Consider the following 15482-nt stretch of genomic DNA (forward strand, 5'->3'; position numbering starts at 1 on the left):
AGCGCGGAACCACTATCATGAGCAACACAAACGAGATACAGGAAGAATGGACGGAGATGGTAGCGGAGATGAACGACGCGGTCGCCGACTCGATGGAGCAGAACATGAAGGCACAGGCCGCCTTCGTCGAGTCCTGGGCTGACGCAGTCGAAGACACGATTCCCGAGGAGGACGAACTCGCCGAGGGCATGGACGGCTACAACCGCGCCTACGAGGAGTGGATCGACGCCGCCGAGCGGATGGTCGAGCGCTCGACCGACGCCGCTCAGGGCGAGGACGTCGATCCCGCCGAGTTCCGCGACATCTGGCTCCAGTCCGCCAACGAGGCGTTCAAGCACGTCATGGGCACGTCGGCGTTCGCGGCGGCCAACGGCCAGCTCGTCGAGTCGATGATGGAGATGCAACAGGAGGCCGACGACATGAGCCAGGACACGCTCGCACAGCTCGGCTTCCCCACGCGCGACGACGTGACCGAGGTCGGCGAGCGCCTCATCGAACTGGAGCGCCGCCAGCACGCGGTCGAACAGAAGCTCGACCGCATCCTCGAACAGTTAGAAGAGTAAGCCATGTCCAGTAACCCCTTCAACCCCTTCGCGGCCGCGCTCAACTGGCAGTCGAACACGCTGGAGGCGATGACCGAGGCCACCGAGACCGCACAGGTGGCCGACGAGCGCCTCGAACTCATCGAGTCGGTCGAGGTCGGTCAGACGCCGAGCGAGGTCGTCTACGAGGAGAACAAGCTGGAACTGCTACACTACGACGCCGAGGCCGCCGGCATCGAGGTCGCCGAAGAGGACAGGGAAGCGGTCCCCATCCTCATCGTCTACGCGCTCATCAACCGTCCGTACATCCTCGACCTGCAGGAGGAGCGGTCGGTCGTGCGCCGCCTGCTCGAAGCGGGCCACGACGTGTACCTCATCGACTGGAACGAGCCCTCGCGGCTGGACCAGCACCTCACGCTCGACGACTACGTCAACCGCTACATGGACAACTGCGTCGACGTGGTCCGCGAGCGCTCCGGCCAGGACGCCATCAACGTCCTCGGGTACTGCATGGGCGGCACCATGTCGGTCATGTACACCGCGCTCCACCCCGAGAAGGTCAACGCGCTCGGGCTGATGGCCGCCGGGCTATGCTTCGACCACACCGGCGGCGTCCTCGAAGAGTGGGGCTCCGACGAGTACTACGAGCCGAGCGACGTGACCGACACCTACGGGAACGTCCCCGCGGACATGCTCGACATCGGCTTCGCGCTGATGGACCCCGTCGAGAACTACGTTTCGAAGTACATCCGCCTCGCGGAGAACCTGGAGAACGAGGGCTTCGTCGAGAACTTCGGCCGGATGGAGAAGTGGCTCGGCGACGGCATCGACGTGGCCGGCGAGGCCTACGTCCAGTTCCTCGAAGACGTCTATCAGGACAACAAGCTCTACAAGAACGAACTGGAGCTGAACGGCAAGCACGTCGACCTGAACGAGATCGACATGCCCGTCCTCCAGCTCATGGGCGAGTACGACCACCTCATCCCGCCGGAGGCCTCCAAGCCGTTCAACGACGTGATCGCGAGCGAGGACACGAAGACCATCGAGTTCTCGACTGGCCACATCGGCCTCTCGGTGTCCTCGTCGACTCACGCGGATCTCTGGCCCGAGGTCGCCGAGTGGTACAGCGAGCGCAACGAGAACGGCGAGGTCGACATCGAGGTCGAGTCGCCCGAATCCGAGTCGGAGGACGACGCGGAGAACAGCGAGCAGTCCGAAATCACGGACGCGGTCGAGGAGAGCGACGAGGACGATGTCGACGTCGATGCGACCGGAGACACCGACGGCGCGGCCGGCGTCGAGACCGTCGACGGCATCGGCCCGACCTACGCGGATCGCCTGCGGGAGGCCGGCGTCGAGACCGTCGACGACCTCGCCGACCGCGACGCCGCCGAACTGGCCGACATCGCACAGACCAGCGAGTCCCGCGCGCAGGACTGGCTCGACCAGCTGTAACCGCGACCGTTTTTCTCCGTTCCGGCCGAACCGGGGGCATGCGCGTCTCCGTCATCGGCGGGTCGACAGTCACCGACGAACAGTACCGACAGGCACGCGAGGTGGGCCGCCGCCTCGCCGAGCACGACCACACGGTCGTCTGCGGCGGTCTGACCGGCGTGATGGAAGCCGCCTGCGCCGGCGCGAGCGAGGCCGGCGGCCACACCATCGGCATCCTCCCCGGCAAACGCCGGGCCGCCGCGAACGACCACGTCGAGACGGCAATCGCCACGGGCCTGGGCAGCGCCCGCAACGTCCTCGTCGTGCTGAACGGAGCGGCGGTCGTCGCCGTCGACGGCGGCCCCGGCACGCTCTCGGAACTCGGCCACGCCCTCGACGAGGGGCGACCCGTCGCCGGCCTCGGCACCCACCGGATCGACGGCGAGACTGGCGAGCGGATCGAACACGTCGAGACGCCCGCCGACGCCGTCGCGTACGTGGAGTCGGCCGTCGAGTGATGGCACCGCTCGCCCGGGACGAGGCTGCGATGGCAACAGAAACCATATACCGGGCCCGAAAGCTATCGTCACCGTATGCAGCCCTCCAGACGAGCCGCGATCAGGCTCATCGCCGCGGTTCCGCTCAGCATCGCGGCCGGATGCGTAACGCGCGACCGGGGTAGTGCCGAGACAGCAGTCCCGACGGCGGCTGGCGGTACGGAGACCCAGATCCCGACGACGGCGGACGAGTCGGTCGTCGAGGCACGACTGCACGGTCCCGAGCGGACTCGGTTCCTGTTCGACGGCAGTGACATCGAATCGGTCGGGCCGGTCACCGAGAACCGGGTCACGGTCTCACTCAGCGACGCCGCGACGACCGACGTGGCAGCGACGTTCCGGTCGGCCGGTGTCCCCGAGAACACCGACGACTTCGAAATCGTCCAGCGTCACGACGGTCGCGAAATCGGGCGCTTCGGCGTCACCCAGTCGCTCGCGTCGGCGATTGCCGACGGGGAATGGGACGGGCAACTCCAGATGCGCCTCGTGGACGCCGAGCGAGCGGCCGAGGTCAGGTCGGCGCTCACCGACGCCGTGACCGACACCGCCGAGTCGTGACGGGCAGGGCTGCCCGGAGCACGGTGCAACCGAGACAGAGCCACAACTCCGCAGTGGTTCAAAACGGATAGAGAGAAAGTCAGTCAGTTACGGTGCGGCGTCGGCGGACGGCAATCGAACCGCGCGATTGCCCTGCTCGCGGGCCAATGGCCCGCTCGCTAGTCGAGGGCCCTCACTTCGTTCGGCCCCTCGCTTACATCATGCCGCCCATGCCGCCGCCCATGCCGCCCATGCCGCCGCCCATACCGCCGGGCGCGCCGCCGGGGCCGCCGGGTCCGCCTTCGTCCTCGTCGTCGTCGCCCTGGCCACCCTTCAGGTCGCCAGCGGCGATGACGTCGTCGATGCGCAGGATCATCACGGCCGCCTCGGTGGCGGATTCGATGGCCTGCGTCTTGACGCGGAGGGGTTCGACGACGCCGTCCTCTTCCATGTCGACGACCTCGCCGGTGTAGGCGTCGAGGCCGGAGGTGACGGCACCGCCGTCGTGCTTGCTACGGAGATCGACCAGCGAGTCGATCGGGTCGTGACCCGCGTTCTCTGCGAGCGTGCGCGGGATGACGTCGATGGCGTCGGCGAAGGCCTCGACGGCGAGCTGCTCGCGCCCGCCGACGGAGTCGGCGTGGTCGCGCAGGCCGAGGGCCAGTTCGGTCTCGGGGGCACCGCCGCCGGGCAGGACCTTGCCGTCCTCCAGCGTGGCGGCGACGACGCCGAGCGAGTCCTCGATGGCGCGCTCGACTTCGTCGACGACGTGTTCGGTGCCGCCGCGGAGGATCATCGTGACGGCCTTCGCGTCCTCGACGTCCTCGACGAAGATGCGCTCGTCGCCAGCGATGTCCTTCTGGGCGACGGAGCCGGCGAAGCCGAGGTCGTCGGCCTCGATGTCGTCGATGTTGGAGATGATGCGCGCGCCGGTCGAGCGCGAGAGCGCCTCGATGTCGGACTTCTTGGCGCGCCGAACGGCCAGGATGCCTTCCTGGGCGAGGTAGTGCTGGGCCATGTCGTCGATGCCCTTCTGGCAGAAGACGACGTCAGCGCCGGCCTCGGCGAGCTTGTCGACGTACTCCTTGAGCTGGGCCTCTTCCTGGTCGAGGAACTGCTGGAGCTGGTCGGGGTCCGTGACGTTGACCTCGGTGTCGAGTTCGGTCTCCGGGACCTCGATGGCGGTGTCCAGCAGGGCGATGTCGGCGTCCTCGACGGCGAAGGGCATGTTGTCGTGGACGCGCTCCTTGTCCACGATGACGCCCTCGACGAGTTCGGACTCGTCGGTCGCGCCGCCGACGACGGTCTCGATCTGGATGTTGTCCGTGTCGACGGTGTTGCCGTCGGCGACGGACTGGACGGCGCGGACGACGAGCTCCGAGAGGACGTCCTTGGAGGACTCCGCGCCCTTGCCGGTCATCGCGGTGGCGGCGACCTTCTCGAGGGTCTCGGTGTCGTCGGCGTCGACGTCGATGGCGTTCTCGTTGAGGATCTCCTTTGCTTCCTCGGCGGCCTGGCGGTACCCCTGGGCCAGGATGCTGGCGTGGATGTCCTGGTCGAGGAGTTCCTCGGCCTTCGAGAGGAGTTCGCCGGCCATGACGACCGCCGTCGTCGTGCCGTCGCCGACCTCGTCTTCCTGGGTCTGGGCGACCTCGACGATCATGTTGGCCGCGGGATGCTCGATGTCCATCTCGTCGAGGATGGTGACGCCGTCGTTCGTGACGACGACGGACCCGGAGTTGTCGACGAGCATCTTGTCCATACCCTTCGGGCCGAGCGTGGTCCGAACGGCCTCGGCGACGGCCGTCCCGGCCGTGATGTTCATCGACTGCGCGTCTTTCCCGGATGTCCGCTGGGACTCCTCGGAAAGTACGATCATGGGCTGGTTGCCCATCTGCTGTTGAGCCATAGTCAAACGATGATTGAATGTGATTCTATATAAAGCTTGTTGTGCCGGCCGATATATCTCGACACTGCGACCCACACACGACGGTGTGACAGGCAGTAACGAGCATGGTTTATATACCGTCCGAGGGACGCTCAGCGGCCCATTCCGAAGCGACGGTGGCGGAGTTCTGGGGTGATCTGGATGCGCGAGACGTCCTGGCCCGTCCGGTACCAGACGAACGCCGCCCGCGTGAACAGTTCGCGACACTCGATGCGGACCTCTCGGGGGTTGCCATCGGTCCGCTCGTGGAGGTCTTCGATGGCGGCGCGGGTGAAGAGGTCCGGTGACTGGCCCTCGTAGGGTTCGCCACGGAAGTACGCCAGCGACCGAGCGATGTACTCGGCGATGTCGTCGGCCGAGAACGGATCGATGTTCTCGTAGTAGCGCAGCCGCGAGTCGAGCGTCCCGCGGATCTCGGCGACGCGGCGCTTCCCCTCGGGCGTCCCGGTGAGAAAGAGGCGGACGCCGGCGTCGCCGGCCACCTGCAGCGGCGACAGCAGGTCTACCTCGAGCACCTCGATCTCGTCGACGACCAGCAACAGCGTCTTTCCGTCCTCGCGCACGCGGCGGACCATCTCGTGGACGGCGTCCTTGGCCTCCGCAGTCGCCCACGGGATGCCGTTGCGGACCTGCGAGTAGTTGGCCTGGTCGACGGAGTAACCCGCCGCGTAGCCCGCGGTCAGCACCGTCTGGTACAGTTTCCGCGGCGTCGTCTCGCGAGGGTTGTCGAGGTGCGTGATGACGAATCCCTCGTGATTCGAGAGGTCACGCAGGACGATTTCACGGAACGCCGTCTTGCCCGTCCCGTAGGGGCTGACCAGCCCGATGTGCTGGTCCTGCAGCAGCCACGAGGTGACCTGATTCAGCATCTCCGTGTCGTGACGGACGTACAGCGGTTCGGGCATGTGGTCCAGCCCCGCCTCCTCGGTGAACGGCAGGTCGGTCACGGTGTCGGCCGTGCCGCCGAGGGCCTCCCCGAAGGCGAGGAGTCGCTGTTCGACCTCTTGAAGCTGGTCCAGCAACACGCCGGCGGACGCGCTCTCGGCGCGCTCTTCCTCCGCCGACCGGAGCGCTTCGAGCCGGTCCATCACGTCCGAGACCGACTGGCCCGTTTCGCCCGAGTTCGCCCGTTCTGTGTCGTCCACCACGGCTATCTCTCTCAGCGTAACCGGTCTGTCGCGTTATATGTTACGCCCGTCGTGGCCAAGGTTCGAGCCGCCTCAGAAGGGCAGCGGGAACGGGACGGAGCCGTGGGAGAAGCCCTCGACCGTCCCGTCCGGTCGGGCGCGGAAGACGACGGTCGGCGAGTAGCCCACGTCAGGCGCTTCGCCGGAGACGCGGCGCCACTCGTCGTCGCGGAAGGAGCTACAGTCGACGACGAGGACGGCCCCGGGGTGAGCCGCCAGCTGGTCGCGCGTCTTGGCGTCGCCGGAGACCTTCACCGCGCCGACGGCCGTATCGACCTGCCGGCGCGACGGCGGTCGGGGCCGCGTGACCTCGACCAGCGTGTCCTCGACGCGGAAGTCGACGGAGTGGCCCGAGTCCAGTTCGACCTCCGGTTCGATGTCGTTGCCGGCGTCCAGCAGGAGCTTCGCGACGTTGAACTCGCCCATCGTCGCCCGCATCCGCGAGAGGTCGAACCCCTGACTGGTCCCGAGCTTGCTCGCCATCGTGTAGCGGTAGTCGTCCAGCGCGCCGGTCGCGAGGAAGTCGTCGTAGAACGCCAGCCCCGCCTCCCGGTCGGCGTCGGGGAAGCCGCCGGCGTGATCCCGGAAGAACCTCCGCGTGGAGTCCCGGCCGTCCTTCGAGAGGAAGACGGGGAGGAAGAAGTGCGCGAGGTGCTCGTAGTCGGTGAGCCAGCCGTCCTCCACGTCGAGCTGGGCGAGCAGTTCGCGCTCGACCCACTCGCTGATGTCGTCCGGTGCCTCGTCGAACGTCACCTTGTTCGTCCGCCACAGCGGTTCGGGCGTCTCGGTGTTTCCGACCCAGTAGGCCCGCTGCCCGTTCCAGCAGAACAGCGCGATGTCGCCGTTGTCCATCTCCAGCCGCCGCGCGGCCCACCCCTCCGGCGGGGCGAACCAGGGACCGTTCAGTTCCGCGCCGAACGAGTTCTGGAGCGGAGTCAGCAGATCGCTGCGGACCCGGTCCTCGCTCCAGCGCTCGTTCGACTGTCGTATGCGTAAGGGACCTGCCACGGGTCACCGTAGTCGGTCAGCCGCCTTGTGCGTTCCGCTGGTGGAGCGACCGGAGGATGCCGCTTCTCAGCGCCGTTCGGCCCGCTCGAAGCGGTCGTCCGTGAGGTACACGTCACCGTCGCGGACCGAGACGGAGATTCCGTCGAGGACGTCGCCGGCGCAGGGCCCGTGCGTGCAGACGCCGTCCTCGCGCTCGAACTGCGCGCCGTGCTTGTGACACACCAGCCGGTCGCCGCGGACGGTCGCGCCGCGGCCCCTGTCCAGCGGGACCTCCGGTTGGTGCGGACAGGCGTTCTTCCAGGCGACGACGGCGTCGCCCGCGCGGTGGAGGATGCACTCGACGCCCCGTCGACCGTCGCGAGCCTCGAAAACGAGCGTGCTGTCGGACGGGACGGCGTCGAGGGCAGCGATGTGGCGCGGGTCCGCGTCGCCGGCATCGTTTCTGTCCGCCTCGTCCGCGGCGTCGTCCGAGCCGCCGGCAGAGAAACTGAACCGAACCGTCGCGTCGCCCGCTTCCACCTCGCCGTCGTCGTCGTGCACTCGGACGGACGACGACTCGTCGTCGGTGTCGACGGTCACGTCCACGGGGTCGCTCATGCCGTCCGCTCGACGGGTCAGTCACATAGCCGTGTCGGAACGACACGCGAGTGCCGCTTGCACAACGGAAATATGTCAGCCGTCCTGACTGGGTGTATGGATCGAGACGACGTAACCGTCGACGTGGAGGTAGAGGTCGAAGTGGACACAGCGGAACTGGAAGCGGAAGTCGAAGACGCCGCCGAGTTCGAGGCGGAACTGGAAGGCAACGGCATCGAAATCGAACTGGAGGCCGAGGTCGAATTCGCCGGACACGACGAGTCCGAGGACGGTGACGACGAGTCCGAGGACGAACTGACCGACGACACCGAGGACGAACTCGAAGCCGCTGCAGACGAAGACGAGGAGGAGTAACGCTACGCGTCCGGGGAGTCGTCGACGTAGAGCCCGTAGCGGTACAGCGACTTATTGTACCACAGCAACCGGCCGTTCGCCGCCGTCTCGACGCCGTCCAGTCCGAGACGGTCGAGCAGCGTGTCGAACGACTCCGACAGCGGCGTCCGCTCGGCGTACTGCCCGCGGCCGATGGCGTGGTCGAGCGTCGAGCGCACGCCCTCTGGGAGTGTCGCCGGCGCGAGTTCGGCGTCGATTCGCGAGCCGAAGACCACCTCCCGGAACGCCTCGCGCGAGTCCGCGACTTCCAGCGCCAGCGTGGCGTACTCCGTCTCTGTAATCGAGCGCGTCACCGTCTCGATGCGGTAGTTCCACGGTCCGCCGGCCTTCATCACGACGACGCGGCCGTCGAGGTCGCCGGTCGCGAGCTGGCTCTCTAGTTCGGCGGGCCTGCGGAGGACGTACGCGCCGTCCCTGAGCAGGTCCGCACTTGCGCCCTGGCCGTCCGACTGGGCGTCGCTGTGCAGGATCTTTACCACGCGGGCGCTCGGCCGGTCCAGCGCGTCGACCTGAACCGCGTCGTCGGGAACGGTCGCATCGTCCGGGAGCGGCGACGCGCTGACGAGCGTGCGCTCGACCGACTGTCGCCCGGTGACGACCGTCTCCGTCTGGTAGTATCGGCCGTCGTGTTCGAGATAGGCGTCCTCGGGGAGCGGTTCGTAGCCGTAGGTCGTGTGCCGACCCTCGGGGAGGATGTCCGAGCGGGCCGCCCGCGCCGGGTCACCGAACAGCGCGCCGTCGTTCGGTTCGTACAGTGCGTGCTCGACGGGCGAGGCGTCGACCGAGTCAACCGTGAGCGTGTACTCCGCGGCGGAGTCCGCTGAGCCGAGCGCGTCCAGCGCGGTACAGCCCGCAAGCGCGGCGGTCGCGGTCGCGCCGACGGTCTGGAGGAGCCGGCGTCGACTGGTGGAGGGGACCATAGCGGAACCAACCGGGGCTGCCGACGAAAGCCCTGTGCTCTGCGTCGGGTGACCACGATTTTACAGGTACCGTCGAGGGCAATCACGCGGTCGGAGCCGACCACGGACGACCGCTCACTCGAACCAGTCGACGAAGGTGCCGTCCAGCAGGTTCTCCTCCTGCCGGCGGATGTAGGTGGCCTGCATCCCCCAGATGGCCTCGGCCAGCGGGACGTTCTCCTCGACGCGGCGGCGGACGTAGTCGTGTTTCCACCGCGCGGGCGTGAGCCGCCGGTCGACGCGCTCTCGCAGCGGCCGGATGTACCCGTGGGCCTCCTCGGTCGAGAGCCCGCGCTGTTCGAGCCCCTCGCGCGCGTGCTCGAACAGTTCGCCGTAGATTTCGTCGGTACTGGTCGTCGTCGCGCCGTCGGCCGTGATCCACTCGATCTTCGCCTGGAGCCCGTTCCGCGCAGCGGTGTAGAAGTTCTTCTTCGCGGTCTCCCAGTCCTGGGACCGGATTGGGTGTTCCAGGCGTGGCAGGCTCTCCATCAGACCGGCGAAGACGGCCGCGAAGCCGACGGCGTCGTCGACGGTCGGTTGGGCCGCGAGCGGACGGAACTCGATGCGTGCGTTAGCCGCCGAGCGGGTCGCCCCCTCGAACACCGGCCTGACCCACCGCCAGTAGGAGCCGTGCTTGTGGCGGAGATGGATGAAGTCGTCGTCGAATCGGGTCCCCGGCTGGAGGTCCATCGGAACGATGGTGTCGTCCTCGACGATGTCGTCGATGGCCTCCTCGACGGTCTCGAAGTCCGGCGGGAAACACACCTTCGGCGGCGTCGGGTCGCTCTCGGGCGGATTGAGGACCGACTCGAAGACGCCGATGCGGTTCTCCATGTGCGCGCCGGCGACGATTTCCGAATCCGGCGTGTCGTCGTAGAGGTCGGGTGGAAAGAACGGCGAGTTGACGCCCAGCGCCAACAGCGGCGCGGCGACGCGCAGGGCGTAGCTGAAGTACTCCGGCATATCCGGCGCGTGCGGGACCTGATAGTGGGGCTGGATAGACGTGATGAGCGCCTCGGGCATCACCGTCTCGGCCTGTAGTGAGACGTTCGGGGCGTCGAGTTCGAACGCCGAAGGGTAGTCGGCGTTGGCCATCGTGTGGTACCGGACCGAGTCGGACATGTTCGTCCCGATGCGCACGCCGTCCTGCTCGACGGCGTCACAGAGGTACTCCCGGGCCGTCTCACCGGTCGGCGGCACGGTCCACATCCCGTCGGAGACGAGGCGAATGCCCTCGTTTCGCACCCGCTGCTGGGCCGGCATCAGCGACGCCTTCAGTTCGTTGCGCTGGGCGGCCAGCCCGTGGGTGTTGAGCGGCTGGGGACTGGTCTGCATCTCCGCGTTGTGCAGCCCCAGTTCCTTCTCGAAGCCGATGAGTTCCAGCAGTTGGCGGGGGACGCGCTGGAGCGCGTCGGTCCGGTCGTCGACCGCGTACAGCTCCAGTTCCATCCCGACGATGGCCTCCGTGTTGTCGAAGGTCCCGGCACGCACCTCCTCTTTGAGTCGCTCCGCCTCCTCGCGCGCCCGCTCGTTGAACTCCTCGCCGTCGACGGTCAGCGCCTCGGCCACCCGTCGGGCCAGTTCCGAAGCCGACATACGCGCGGGTTTGCGTTCCCCGGTGTTAAGGATGCCCCAGCGGAGACGAGCGGTACAGAACGTCTCACACGCTCTCCCTCACAGTAGCTCGCCGACGTCGCTCACTCGCCACGTCGCCGAGCGTTCTTCAATCTCCCACTCACAGTAGCTCGCCAACGTCGCTCACTCGCCACGTTGCCGAGCGTTCCTCGACCCATCACTCACAGTAGCTCGCCAACGTCGCTCATCGTCTCCCCCAGCGGATCACACTCCTCGGTCGCCAGTGCGCCCTCGACGGCATCGCGCGCCTCGGGCAGTGGTTCGTGGGTCTCGACGTAGGCCGCCAGCGCGAACGACCGCTCGGAGACGCCGGTGAGCGCGATGGCGTCGCTCCGTGAGAGGTCCCCCGCGAGCCAGTCGCGGACCATCTCGCGGCCCCGCGGTCCGACGGGTGACACCTGCTCGCCGACGAGATGGAGGGACTTGGCGGCGGTAACGGGCGCAACGCCGGCGGCTCGGCCGGCGTCCCCGACACTCTTGCCGGCCGCGTAGGCCTCGACGACCGTGGCCGCCGCAGACGGCGAACACGGCAGGTCGTCGCCGACGATCGAGAGTCGCTCGGCCAGCGGGGCGTCCGTGCCGTCGACGGCAGCGACGCCGCGGTCGTGCTGCTCTGCGGTGACTTCGAGCCCGGCAGCGATGTCCGACAGCGCCATTGATATTTCGTTTCTTTCGTCGTAATTTAATGCTGTCGATATCCCGAGAGTTATTCGATTTCATGGCGGCGGCCACCAACCGGTTACCGGTCGGTGAATTCTGGTTAAAACACCGCTTCACCGGCCGAAGCATCGCCTTTTTAACCTTCACCCCGGCCGTAGATCGAACCATGAGCGCGACAGCAACTGACTGTCCGGAATGTGATGGGTCGGTCGAACAGCAGGGCTGTGAATCGGTGTGTGCCCACTGCGGCCTGGTGGTCGGCGAGGACGCGATCGACCCCGGACCGGAGTGGCGGTCCTTCGAGGACGGCGACACCAATCGAGCACGTACGGGCGCGCCGCTGACGCGCTCGCGTCACGACAGGGGCCTCTCCACGGAGATCGGTCGGTCGACGCGGCTGAAGGGGCGCAAGCGCCGCCAGATTTCGCGACTCCGGCGCGAGCATAACCGGGCCCAGATCAGTTCGAAGCGCGAGCGCAATCAGGTGTACGCCTTCACCGAGATCCGCCGCATCGTCAGCGCGCTCGGGCTCTCGGAGGCCATCCGCGACCGGGCCTGCGTGCTGTTCGAATCCGCACAGAACGAGTCGCTCCTCCAGGGCCGCACGCTGGAGGGGTTCGCCGTCGCGGCCGTCTACGCCACCTGTCGGACCGACGGCGTCGCCAGGACCGTCGACGAACTCTGTGCCGTCGCTCGCGCGGACCGAGCGGAGCTTCGGGCGGCCTACGACGCGCTGAACAGGGATCTCGGGCTGCCGACGGGGCCGATCGACCCGCGCGAGTACGTCCCCCGGTTCGCGACGACGCTGGACCTCTCGACCGAGGTCCGACGGCGCGCGGAAGAACTGGTCGACGAGGCCAGCGAGCGCGGCCTCGTCAGTGGGCGCAACCCCGCGGGCGTCGCGGCGGCCTGCCTGTACACGGCGGCGAGGGAACTGGACGCGGCGCTGACACAGGCCGAGGCAGCGGACGTGGCCGACGTGACGCCGGCCACGCTCCGCGGGACCTACACCGAGCTACAGGACTGAACGGCGGCGGCGAGTTCTCGCAGTGACTTGCGAGCGGGGGACTCGGGGGCCGTTTCGCTGAGCGGCCGCCCTTGCGACTGTGCGGCGGCGAGTGCGTCGCTCTCCGGGACGGCGACCGCCGGCGCACCGAAGCGGTCGGCGACGGCGTCGGTCGCCGGCGTCGGGCCGGCGCGATTGAGAACGACGCGACAGAGGCCGGCGTCGAGTTCGCGGGCGAGCGCCCTGACCCGGAGCGCATCGGCCAGCGCCGCTCGCTCGGGGGTCGTCACCAGCACCGCGGCGTCGGCGGCCGAAAGGGGCAGTCCCACGTCCGCGTGGAGGCCGGCGGGCGAGTCGACGACGACCCAGCGGTGCGACCGCTCCAGGGCGGCGAACACGTCGGGCAGGCCGCGCAAATCGGCGCTTCGTGCGCCAGCGAGCGTCCGGCCGCAGGGAACGACCGTGACCGGCCCGTCCGTGCGGACAGCCTCGACTGGGTCGGCGCGCCCCGCGAGCACGTCGTGCAGATCGGGGCCGCGTCCCCCCGGCAAGTCCGCCATCGCGAGATCCCCGTCGACGACGACGCTGCCGGACTGCCCGCCTGTCGCTCGGCCGCCGTCAGGTCCCCGCGCGACCGCGTCGAGTTCCGCCGCGAGGTTGTAGGCGACCGTCGACTTGCCGACGCCGCCCTTGCCGCCGGTGACGGCCAGAATCATGCGAGTCGGACCAGCGTCTCGACCGGAACCGTCGCGGCGGCCCGTCGATCCGCGAGACGGTCGGCCCGGCGCGCCAGTGCCCGGAGGCACCGTTCGTCAACCGGCCCGCGAGCGGCGACGGTTCGAACGCCGGCCAGTCCGTCGACGGCCCGGACCGCCTCGGCCGCCTCGTCGAGCGAGTCGGCGGCGGCGAGATTTTCGGCGCGGTCGACCCGCCGAGAGACGGTATCGAGCCAGCGAGACACGTCGTCAGGAAGCGGCTGTGTCGCCGTTTCCGGGCGGTCGGCAGGTGAAGTCGGCGATGGGCCGGCGGCCGTCGGTTCGGCGCTCGGAGTCGCGTCCGTATCGCTCGTCGGTTCGGCACTCGGAGGCGCGTCCCCGTCGCCCTCCGGGACGGCGTCGGCGGGCGGTGACGGGTCGCCGAGTTCACGGATGAGCGCCTCGTCGGAGTCCAGTCGGTCGTCTGTCGGTGAATCGGAAACGGGTTCTGCCGACAGCAGTTCGGCCGGCGGGTCGGCCGCGGGCGCGGGCGTCGCGTACCCCAACGCACACGTCCCCGGTCCGACGACGCCCTCGAAGCCGTCGTCGGTCCAGCCGGCTTCCGGCACGCCCTGCCGACGGGGTGGGTGGACAGGGCCGTCGAGGCGGTTGGCGACGGTGAGACGCGTCGGTTCGGTGACGCCGGAGACGACGGCGGTCACGAGCGTGACCCCGTCCAGCCGTTCGGCGCGACAGTCGAAGCTAACCATACCGCAACTGGCCGCGCATTCGGATTTAAACGTCAGCAGCGGACGACCGGCGCGTCGAGCGCCTCGGACGCCGCCGTCGGCGACGAGAAGCGGTCGACTTCGAGCACGACCGGCGCGGGCGTCTCTGCGATCCGGAGGACGGCGAGCGCGGCCGTGACCGGCGACGCGTCGAAGGGATCGTCCGGCGTCGGTCCCGGAACGGCCGCGACAGCGGCGGCGAACTCGTCCGTGAACCGGTCCACGAGTGTCGCTCTGGCAGCCCGCCGGGCGTTCGCGAGGGCGTCGGCCACCTGTCGACGCCGCTCCAGTCGGTCGCGGTGGGCGCGCGCCGCCTCGCGGCGAAGTTCTCGGGTCTCCCTGGCCGCGGCCCGCCGTGTCTCCCGCTCGCTGAGGGCCGTCGCGGCGTCCCGGAGGTCGGCCCGCGCGTCGTCAGCGTCCTCGCCGACGGCGCGGCGTGCCGTGATCCGACCACGATGGGACGCAACGGTCTCCCGCAGATCGGCGATCTCCGCGTCCGGGACCGGATCGGCGGCCTCGACGAGATCGGGTGGCGACGGGTCGAATTCGGCCAGTTCCTCGCAGCGGGCGGCGATCTCGGCATCGTGTGGCGTCTCTTCGCCGCGTGTCCGAGCAGCGGCGGCCAGCGCCGTCCGCGTCCGGAGTCCCATCGTCGGGTGGACTCGGCCGGCGTACTCGTAGACGGCGGTCGGCGACGCGCAGGCGACGACCGGCAGGCACCGCTCGCCGCGGACGCTCGCGGCGACGGCGGCCCCAGAGACGCGACGACCGCGGAGGTCGACGACGGCCCCCTCGTACGTCGTCGCGCCGACCTGTACCCTCACAGGTCCGCTCCGCACATCTCGTCGGGGTCCGGCAGGTCGCGACCCGCCGCGAACTGCCGATACGGGGTCGACGGTTCGTCGCGGTCCTCGTAGCGCCGGGCGGCCTCGCGGAGGTGACTCGGCGCGTCCGCCGGCTCGAACGGCTCCACACGTCCCAGCTGGATGTCCAGGCCGTGCTTCTCGTGGAGCCGCAGCGCCTGAAACGCGCCGAACTCGGTCGCGGAGAACAGGGCGGCCCGCCCGAACTGCCGGACGACGCAGTCCTCGTGGGACCGGCAGACGTTCCGCAGGTCCCTGCGTCCAGCCCGCGAGTGCGCGACGACCAGTATCACTGAGTAGTCGTACTACATTCAGTGTATAAAATTTATCGGATAGAGTCTGTATTTTTAATCCGCGAGCCACGGCACCGAGAGGCAGAACACGGCAAAAGCTCACCGCTCACTCGACGGGTGCGACAGAGAACTCGCCGGGGTCGTCGACGAGGTCGCGGACGCGCTGGCGGGCAACCGACTCAGACGGCGCGAGGACGACGAGGCCGTCCGCGGCGGCCGCTCCGCTGGCCCGGTAGGCGCGCAGGTCGCCCTCGAACTCCGTGGCGTACGTTCGGAGGATCCCGCGCACGTCCCGTTCGAGGTCGGCCAGTGAGTGCTCGCCGTCCTCGAAGGCGGCCAGCGCCTCCTCGACGTTCCGGAGCGCGGAGATGCGGTCCATC

General features: G+C 68.7%; 18 protein-coding genes. 6 read left to right on the forward strand and 12 right to left on the reverse strand.

What is annotated here, in order from left to right; translation table 11 throughout:
• Positions 1–17: 17 nt before the first annotated feature.
• The 4 genes from ACOZ4I_RS16650 (at position 18) to ACOZ4I_RS16665 (ending at position 3091) form a co-directional block, all read left to right on the forward strand.
• Complete coding sequence (locus ACOZ4I_RS16650; RefSeq protein ID WP_162413443.1) at positions 18–563, forward strand: poly(R)-hydroxyalkanoic acid synthase subunit PhaE; 546 nt, start codon at positions 18–20, stop codon at positions 561–563.
• A gap of 3 nt (positions 564–566) precedes the next feature.
• The gene (gene phaC / locus ACOZ4I_RS16655; RefSeq protein ID WP_424001533.1) at positions 567–1997 is read left to right on the forward strand and encodes a poly(3-hydroxyalkanoate) polymerase subunit PhaC; all 1431 of its coding nucleotides are present in this window, start codon (positions 567–569) and stop codon (positions 1995–1997) included.
• A gap of 38 nt (positions 1998–2035) precedes the next feature.
• Entirely contained in the window at positions 2036–2494 is a 459-nt protein-coding gene (locus ACOZ4I_RS16660) for a TIGR00725 family protein (RefSeq protein ID WP_424001535.1), read from the forward strand.
• Between the two features lie 75 nt (positions 2495–2569).
• Entirely contained in the window at positions 2570–3091 is a 522-nt protein-coding gene (locus tag ACOZ4I_RS16665; protein WP_424001537.1) for a hypothetical protein, read from the forward strand.
• Between the two features lie 193 nt (positions 3092–3284).
• Here the strand turns inward: ACOZ4I_RS16665 and thsA are convergent, their stop codons facing one another.
• The 4 genes from thsA to ACOZ4I_RS16685 all read right to left on the reverse strand — a co-directional run bounded on the left by thsA (position 3285) and on the right by ACOZ4I_RS16685 (position 7810).
• A complete protein-coding gene (thsA, locus tag ACOZ4I_RS16670; RefSeq protein WP_424004827.1) occupies positions 3285–4964 on the reverse strand; it encodes a thermosome subunit alpha in 1680 nt (559 codons plus the stop codon).
• Between the two features lie 146 nt (positions 4965–5110).
• Entirely contained in the window at positions 5111–6106 is a 996-nt protein-coding gene (locus ACOZ4I_RS16675) for an AAA family ATPase (RefSeq protein WP_424004828.1), read from the reverse strand.
• A 132-nt stretch (positions 6107–6238) separates the two neighbouring features.
• Complete coding sequence (locus tag ACOZ4I_RS16680; protein WP_424001539.1) at positions 6239–7213, reverse strand: DUF5784 family protein; 975 nt, start codon at positions 7211–7213, stop codon at positions 6239–6241.
• A gap of 66 nt (positions 7214–7279) precedes the next feature.
• The gene (locus ACOZ4I_RS16685; RefSeq protein WP_424001541.1) at positions 7280–7810 is read right to left on the reverse strand and encodes a Rieske (2Fe-2S) protein; all 531 of its coding nucleotides are present in this window, start codon (positions 7808–7810) and stop codon (positions 7280–7282) included.
• Between the two features lie 96 nt (positions 7811–7906).
• Here ACOZ4I_RS16685 and ACOZ4I_RS16690 point away from each other — a divergent pair, with 96 nt between their 5' ends.
• Positions 7907–8164: a hypothetical protein gene (locus ACOZ4I_RS16690; RefSeq protein ID WP_424001543.1), complete on the forward strand. Its 258-nt coding sequence runs from the start codon at positions 7907–7909 to the stop codon at positions 8162–8164.
• A gap of 2 nt (positions 8165–8166) precedes the next feature.
• Here the strand turns inward: ACOZ4I_RS16690 and ACOZ4I_RS16695 are convergent, their stop codons facing one another.
• The 3 genes from ACOZ4I_RS16695 to ACOZ4I_RS16705 all read right to left on the reverse strand — a co-directional run bounded on the left by ACOZ4I_RS16695 (position 8167) and on the right by ACOZ4I_RS16705 (position 11453).
• Complete coding sequence (locus ACOZ4I_RS16695; RefSeq protein WP_424001545.1) at positions 8167–9123, reverse strand: hypothetical protein; 957 nt, start codon at positions 9121–9123, stop codon at positions 8167–8169.
• A gap of 114 nt (positions 9124–9237) precedes the next feature.
• Positions 9238–10758 (reverse strand): hypothetical protein, encoded by a 1521-nt coding sequence (locus ACOZ4I_RS16700; protein ID WP_424001547.1) that lies wholly within the window; start codon positions 10756–10758, stop codon positions 9238–9240.
• 200 nt (positions 10759–10958) lie between these two features.
• Positions 10959–11453, reverse strand: coding sequence for a hypothetical protein (locus tag ACOZ4I_RS16705; protein ID WP_424001549.1), 495 nt, complete (start codon positions 11451–11453; stop codon positions 10959–10961).
• A gap of 170 nt (positions 11454–11623) precedes the next feature.
• On the opposite strand from ACOZ4I_RS16705, the gene ACOZ4I_RS16710 reads away from it, so the two are divergent.
• On the forward strand, positions 11624–12484 hold the full coding sequence (locus ACOZ4I_RS16710) for a transcription initiation factor IIB (RefSeq protein ID WP_424001551.1): 861 nt from the start codon (positions 11624–11626) through the stop codon (positions 12482–12484).
• On the opposite strand, the gene ACOZ4I_RS16715 is transcribed toward ACOZ4I_RS16710, so the two are convergent.
• The 5 genes from ACOZ4I_RS16715 to ACOZ4I_RS16735 form a co-directional block, all read right to left on the reverse strand.
• On the reverse strand, positions 12463–13179 hold the full coding sequence (locus tag ACOZ4I_RS16715) for a MinD/ParA family ATP-binding protein (RefSeq protein ID WP_424001553.1): 717 nt from the start codon (positions 13177–13179) through the stop codon (positions 12463–12465). The genes ACOZ4I_RS16710 and ACOZ4I_RS16715 overlap by 22 nt on opposite strands.
• The gene (locus tag ACOZ4I_RS16720) at positions 13176–13928 is read right to left on the reverse strand and encodes a hypothetical protein (RefSeq protein WP_424001555.1); all 753 of its coding nucleotides are present in this window, start codon (positions 13926–13928) and stop codon (positions 13176–13178) included. The genes ACOZ4I_RS16715 and ACOZ4I_RS16720 overlap by 4 nt, the downstream gene beginning before the upstream one ends.
• Positions 13929–13960: 32 nt before the next feature.
• Complete coding sequence (locus ACOZ4I_RS16725; protein WP_424001557.1) at positions 13961–14770, reverse strand: hypothetical protein; 810 nt, start codon at positions 14768–14770, stop codon at positions 13961–13963.
• Positions 14767–15102 (reverse strand): hypothetical protein, encoded by a 336-nt coding sequence (locus ACOZ4I_RS16730; protein ID WP_424001559.1) that lies wholly within the window; start codon positions 15100–15102, stop codon positions 14767–14769. Before ACOZ4I_RS16730 ends, ACOZ4I_RS16725 begins: the two co-directional genes overlap by 4 nt.
• Before the next feature lie 106 nt (positions 15103–15208).
• Positions 15209–15481: a hypothetical protein gene (locus tag ACOZ4I_RS16735; protein ID WP_424001561.1), complete on the reverse strand. Its 273-nt coding sequence runs from the start codon at positions 15479–15481 to the stop codon at positions 15209–15211.
• Position 15482 lies beyond the last annotated feature (1 nt).

The organism is Haloarcula salina (assembly GCF_049603855.1).
In the GTDB taxonomy this organism is placed as follows: Archaea; Halobacteriota; Halobacteria; order Halobacteriales; family Haloarculaceae; genus Haloarcula; species Haloarcula salina_A.

What these genes read in the sequence shown, in the direction of transcription:
- ACOZ4I_RS16650 (WP_162413443.1), top strand. Translation starts at nt 18, where the DNA reads ATGAGCAACACAAACGAGATACAGGAAGAATGGACGGAGATGGTAGCG.
- phaC (WP_424001533.1), top strand. Translation starts at nt 567, where the DNA reads ATGTCCAGTAACCCCTTCAACCCCTTCGCGGCCGCGCTCAACTGGCAG.
- ACOZ4I_RS16660 (WP_424001535.1), top strand. Translation starts at nt 2,036, where the DNA reads ATGCGCGTCTCCGTCATCGGCGGGTCGACAGTCACCGACGAACAGTAC.
- ACOZ4I_RS16665 (WP_424001537.1), top strand. Translation starts at nt 2,570, where the DNA reads ATGCAGCCCTCCAGACGAGCCGCGATCAGGCTCATCGCCGCGGTTCCG.
- thsA (WP_424004827.1), bottom strand. Translation starts at nt 4,964, where the DNA reads ATGGGCAACCAGCCCATGATCGTACTTTCCGAGGAGTCCCAGCGGACA.
- ACOZ4I_RS16675 (WP_424004828.1), bottom strand. Translation starts at nt 6,106, where the DNA reads ATGGACCGGCTCGAAGCGCTCCGGTCGGCGGAGGAAGAGCGCGCCGAG.
- ACOZ4I_RS16685 (WP_424001541.1), bottom strand. Translation starts at nt 7,810, where the DNA reads ATGAGCGACCCCGTGGACGTGACCGTCGACACCGACGACGAGTCGTCG.
- ACOZ4I_RS16690 (WP_424001543.1), top strand. Translation starts at nt 7,907, where the DNA reads ATGGATCGAGACGACGTAACCGTCGACGTGGAGGTAGAGGTCGAAGTG.
- ACOZ4I_RS16695 (WP_424001545.1), bottom strand. Translation starts at nt 9,123, where the DNA reads ATGGTCCCCTCCACCAGTCGACGCCGGCTCCTCCAGACCGTCGGCGCG.
- ACOZ4I_RS16700 (WP_424001547.1), bottom strand. Translation starts at nt 10,758, where the DNA reads ATGTCGGCTTCGGAACTGGCCCGACGGGTGGCCGAGGCGCTGACCGTC.
- ACOZ4I_RS16705 (WP_424001549.1), bottom strand. Translation starts at nt 11,453, where the DNA reads ATGGCGCTGTCGGACATCGCTGCCGGGCTCGAAGTCACCGCAGAGCAG.
- ACOZ4I_RS16710 (WP_424001551.1), top strand. Translation starts at nt 11,624, where the DNA reads ATGAGCGCGACAGCAACTGACTGTCCGGAATGTGATGGGTCGGTCGAA.
- ACOZ4I_RS16715 (WP_424001553.1), bottom strand. Translation starts at nt 13,179, where the DNA reads ATGATTCTGGCCGTCACCGGCGGCAAGGGCGGCGTCGGCAAGTCGACG.
- ACOZ4I_RS16720 (WP_424001555.1), bottom strand. Translation starts at nt 13,928, where the DNA reads ATGGTTAGCTTCGACTGTCGCGCCGAACGGCTGGACGGGGTCACGCTC.
- ACOZ4I_RS16735 (WP_424001561.1), bottom strand. Translation starts at nt 15,481, where the DNA reads ATGGACCGCATCTCCGCGCTCCGGAACGTCGAGGAGGCGCTGGCCGCC.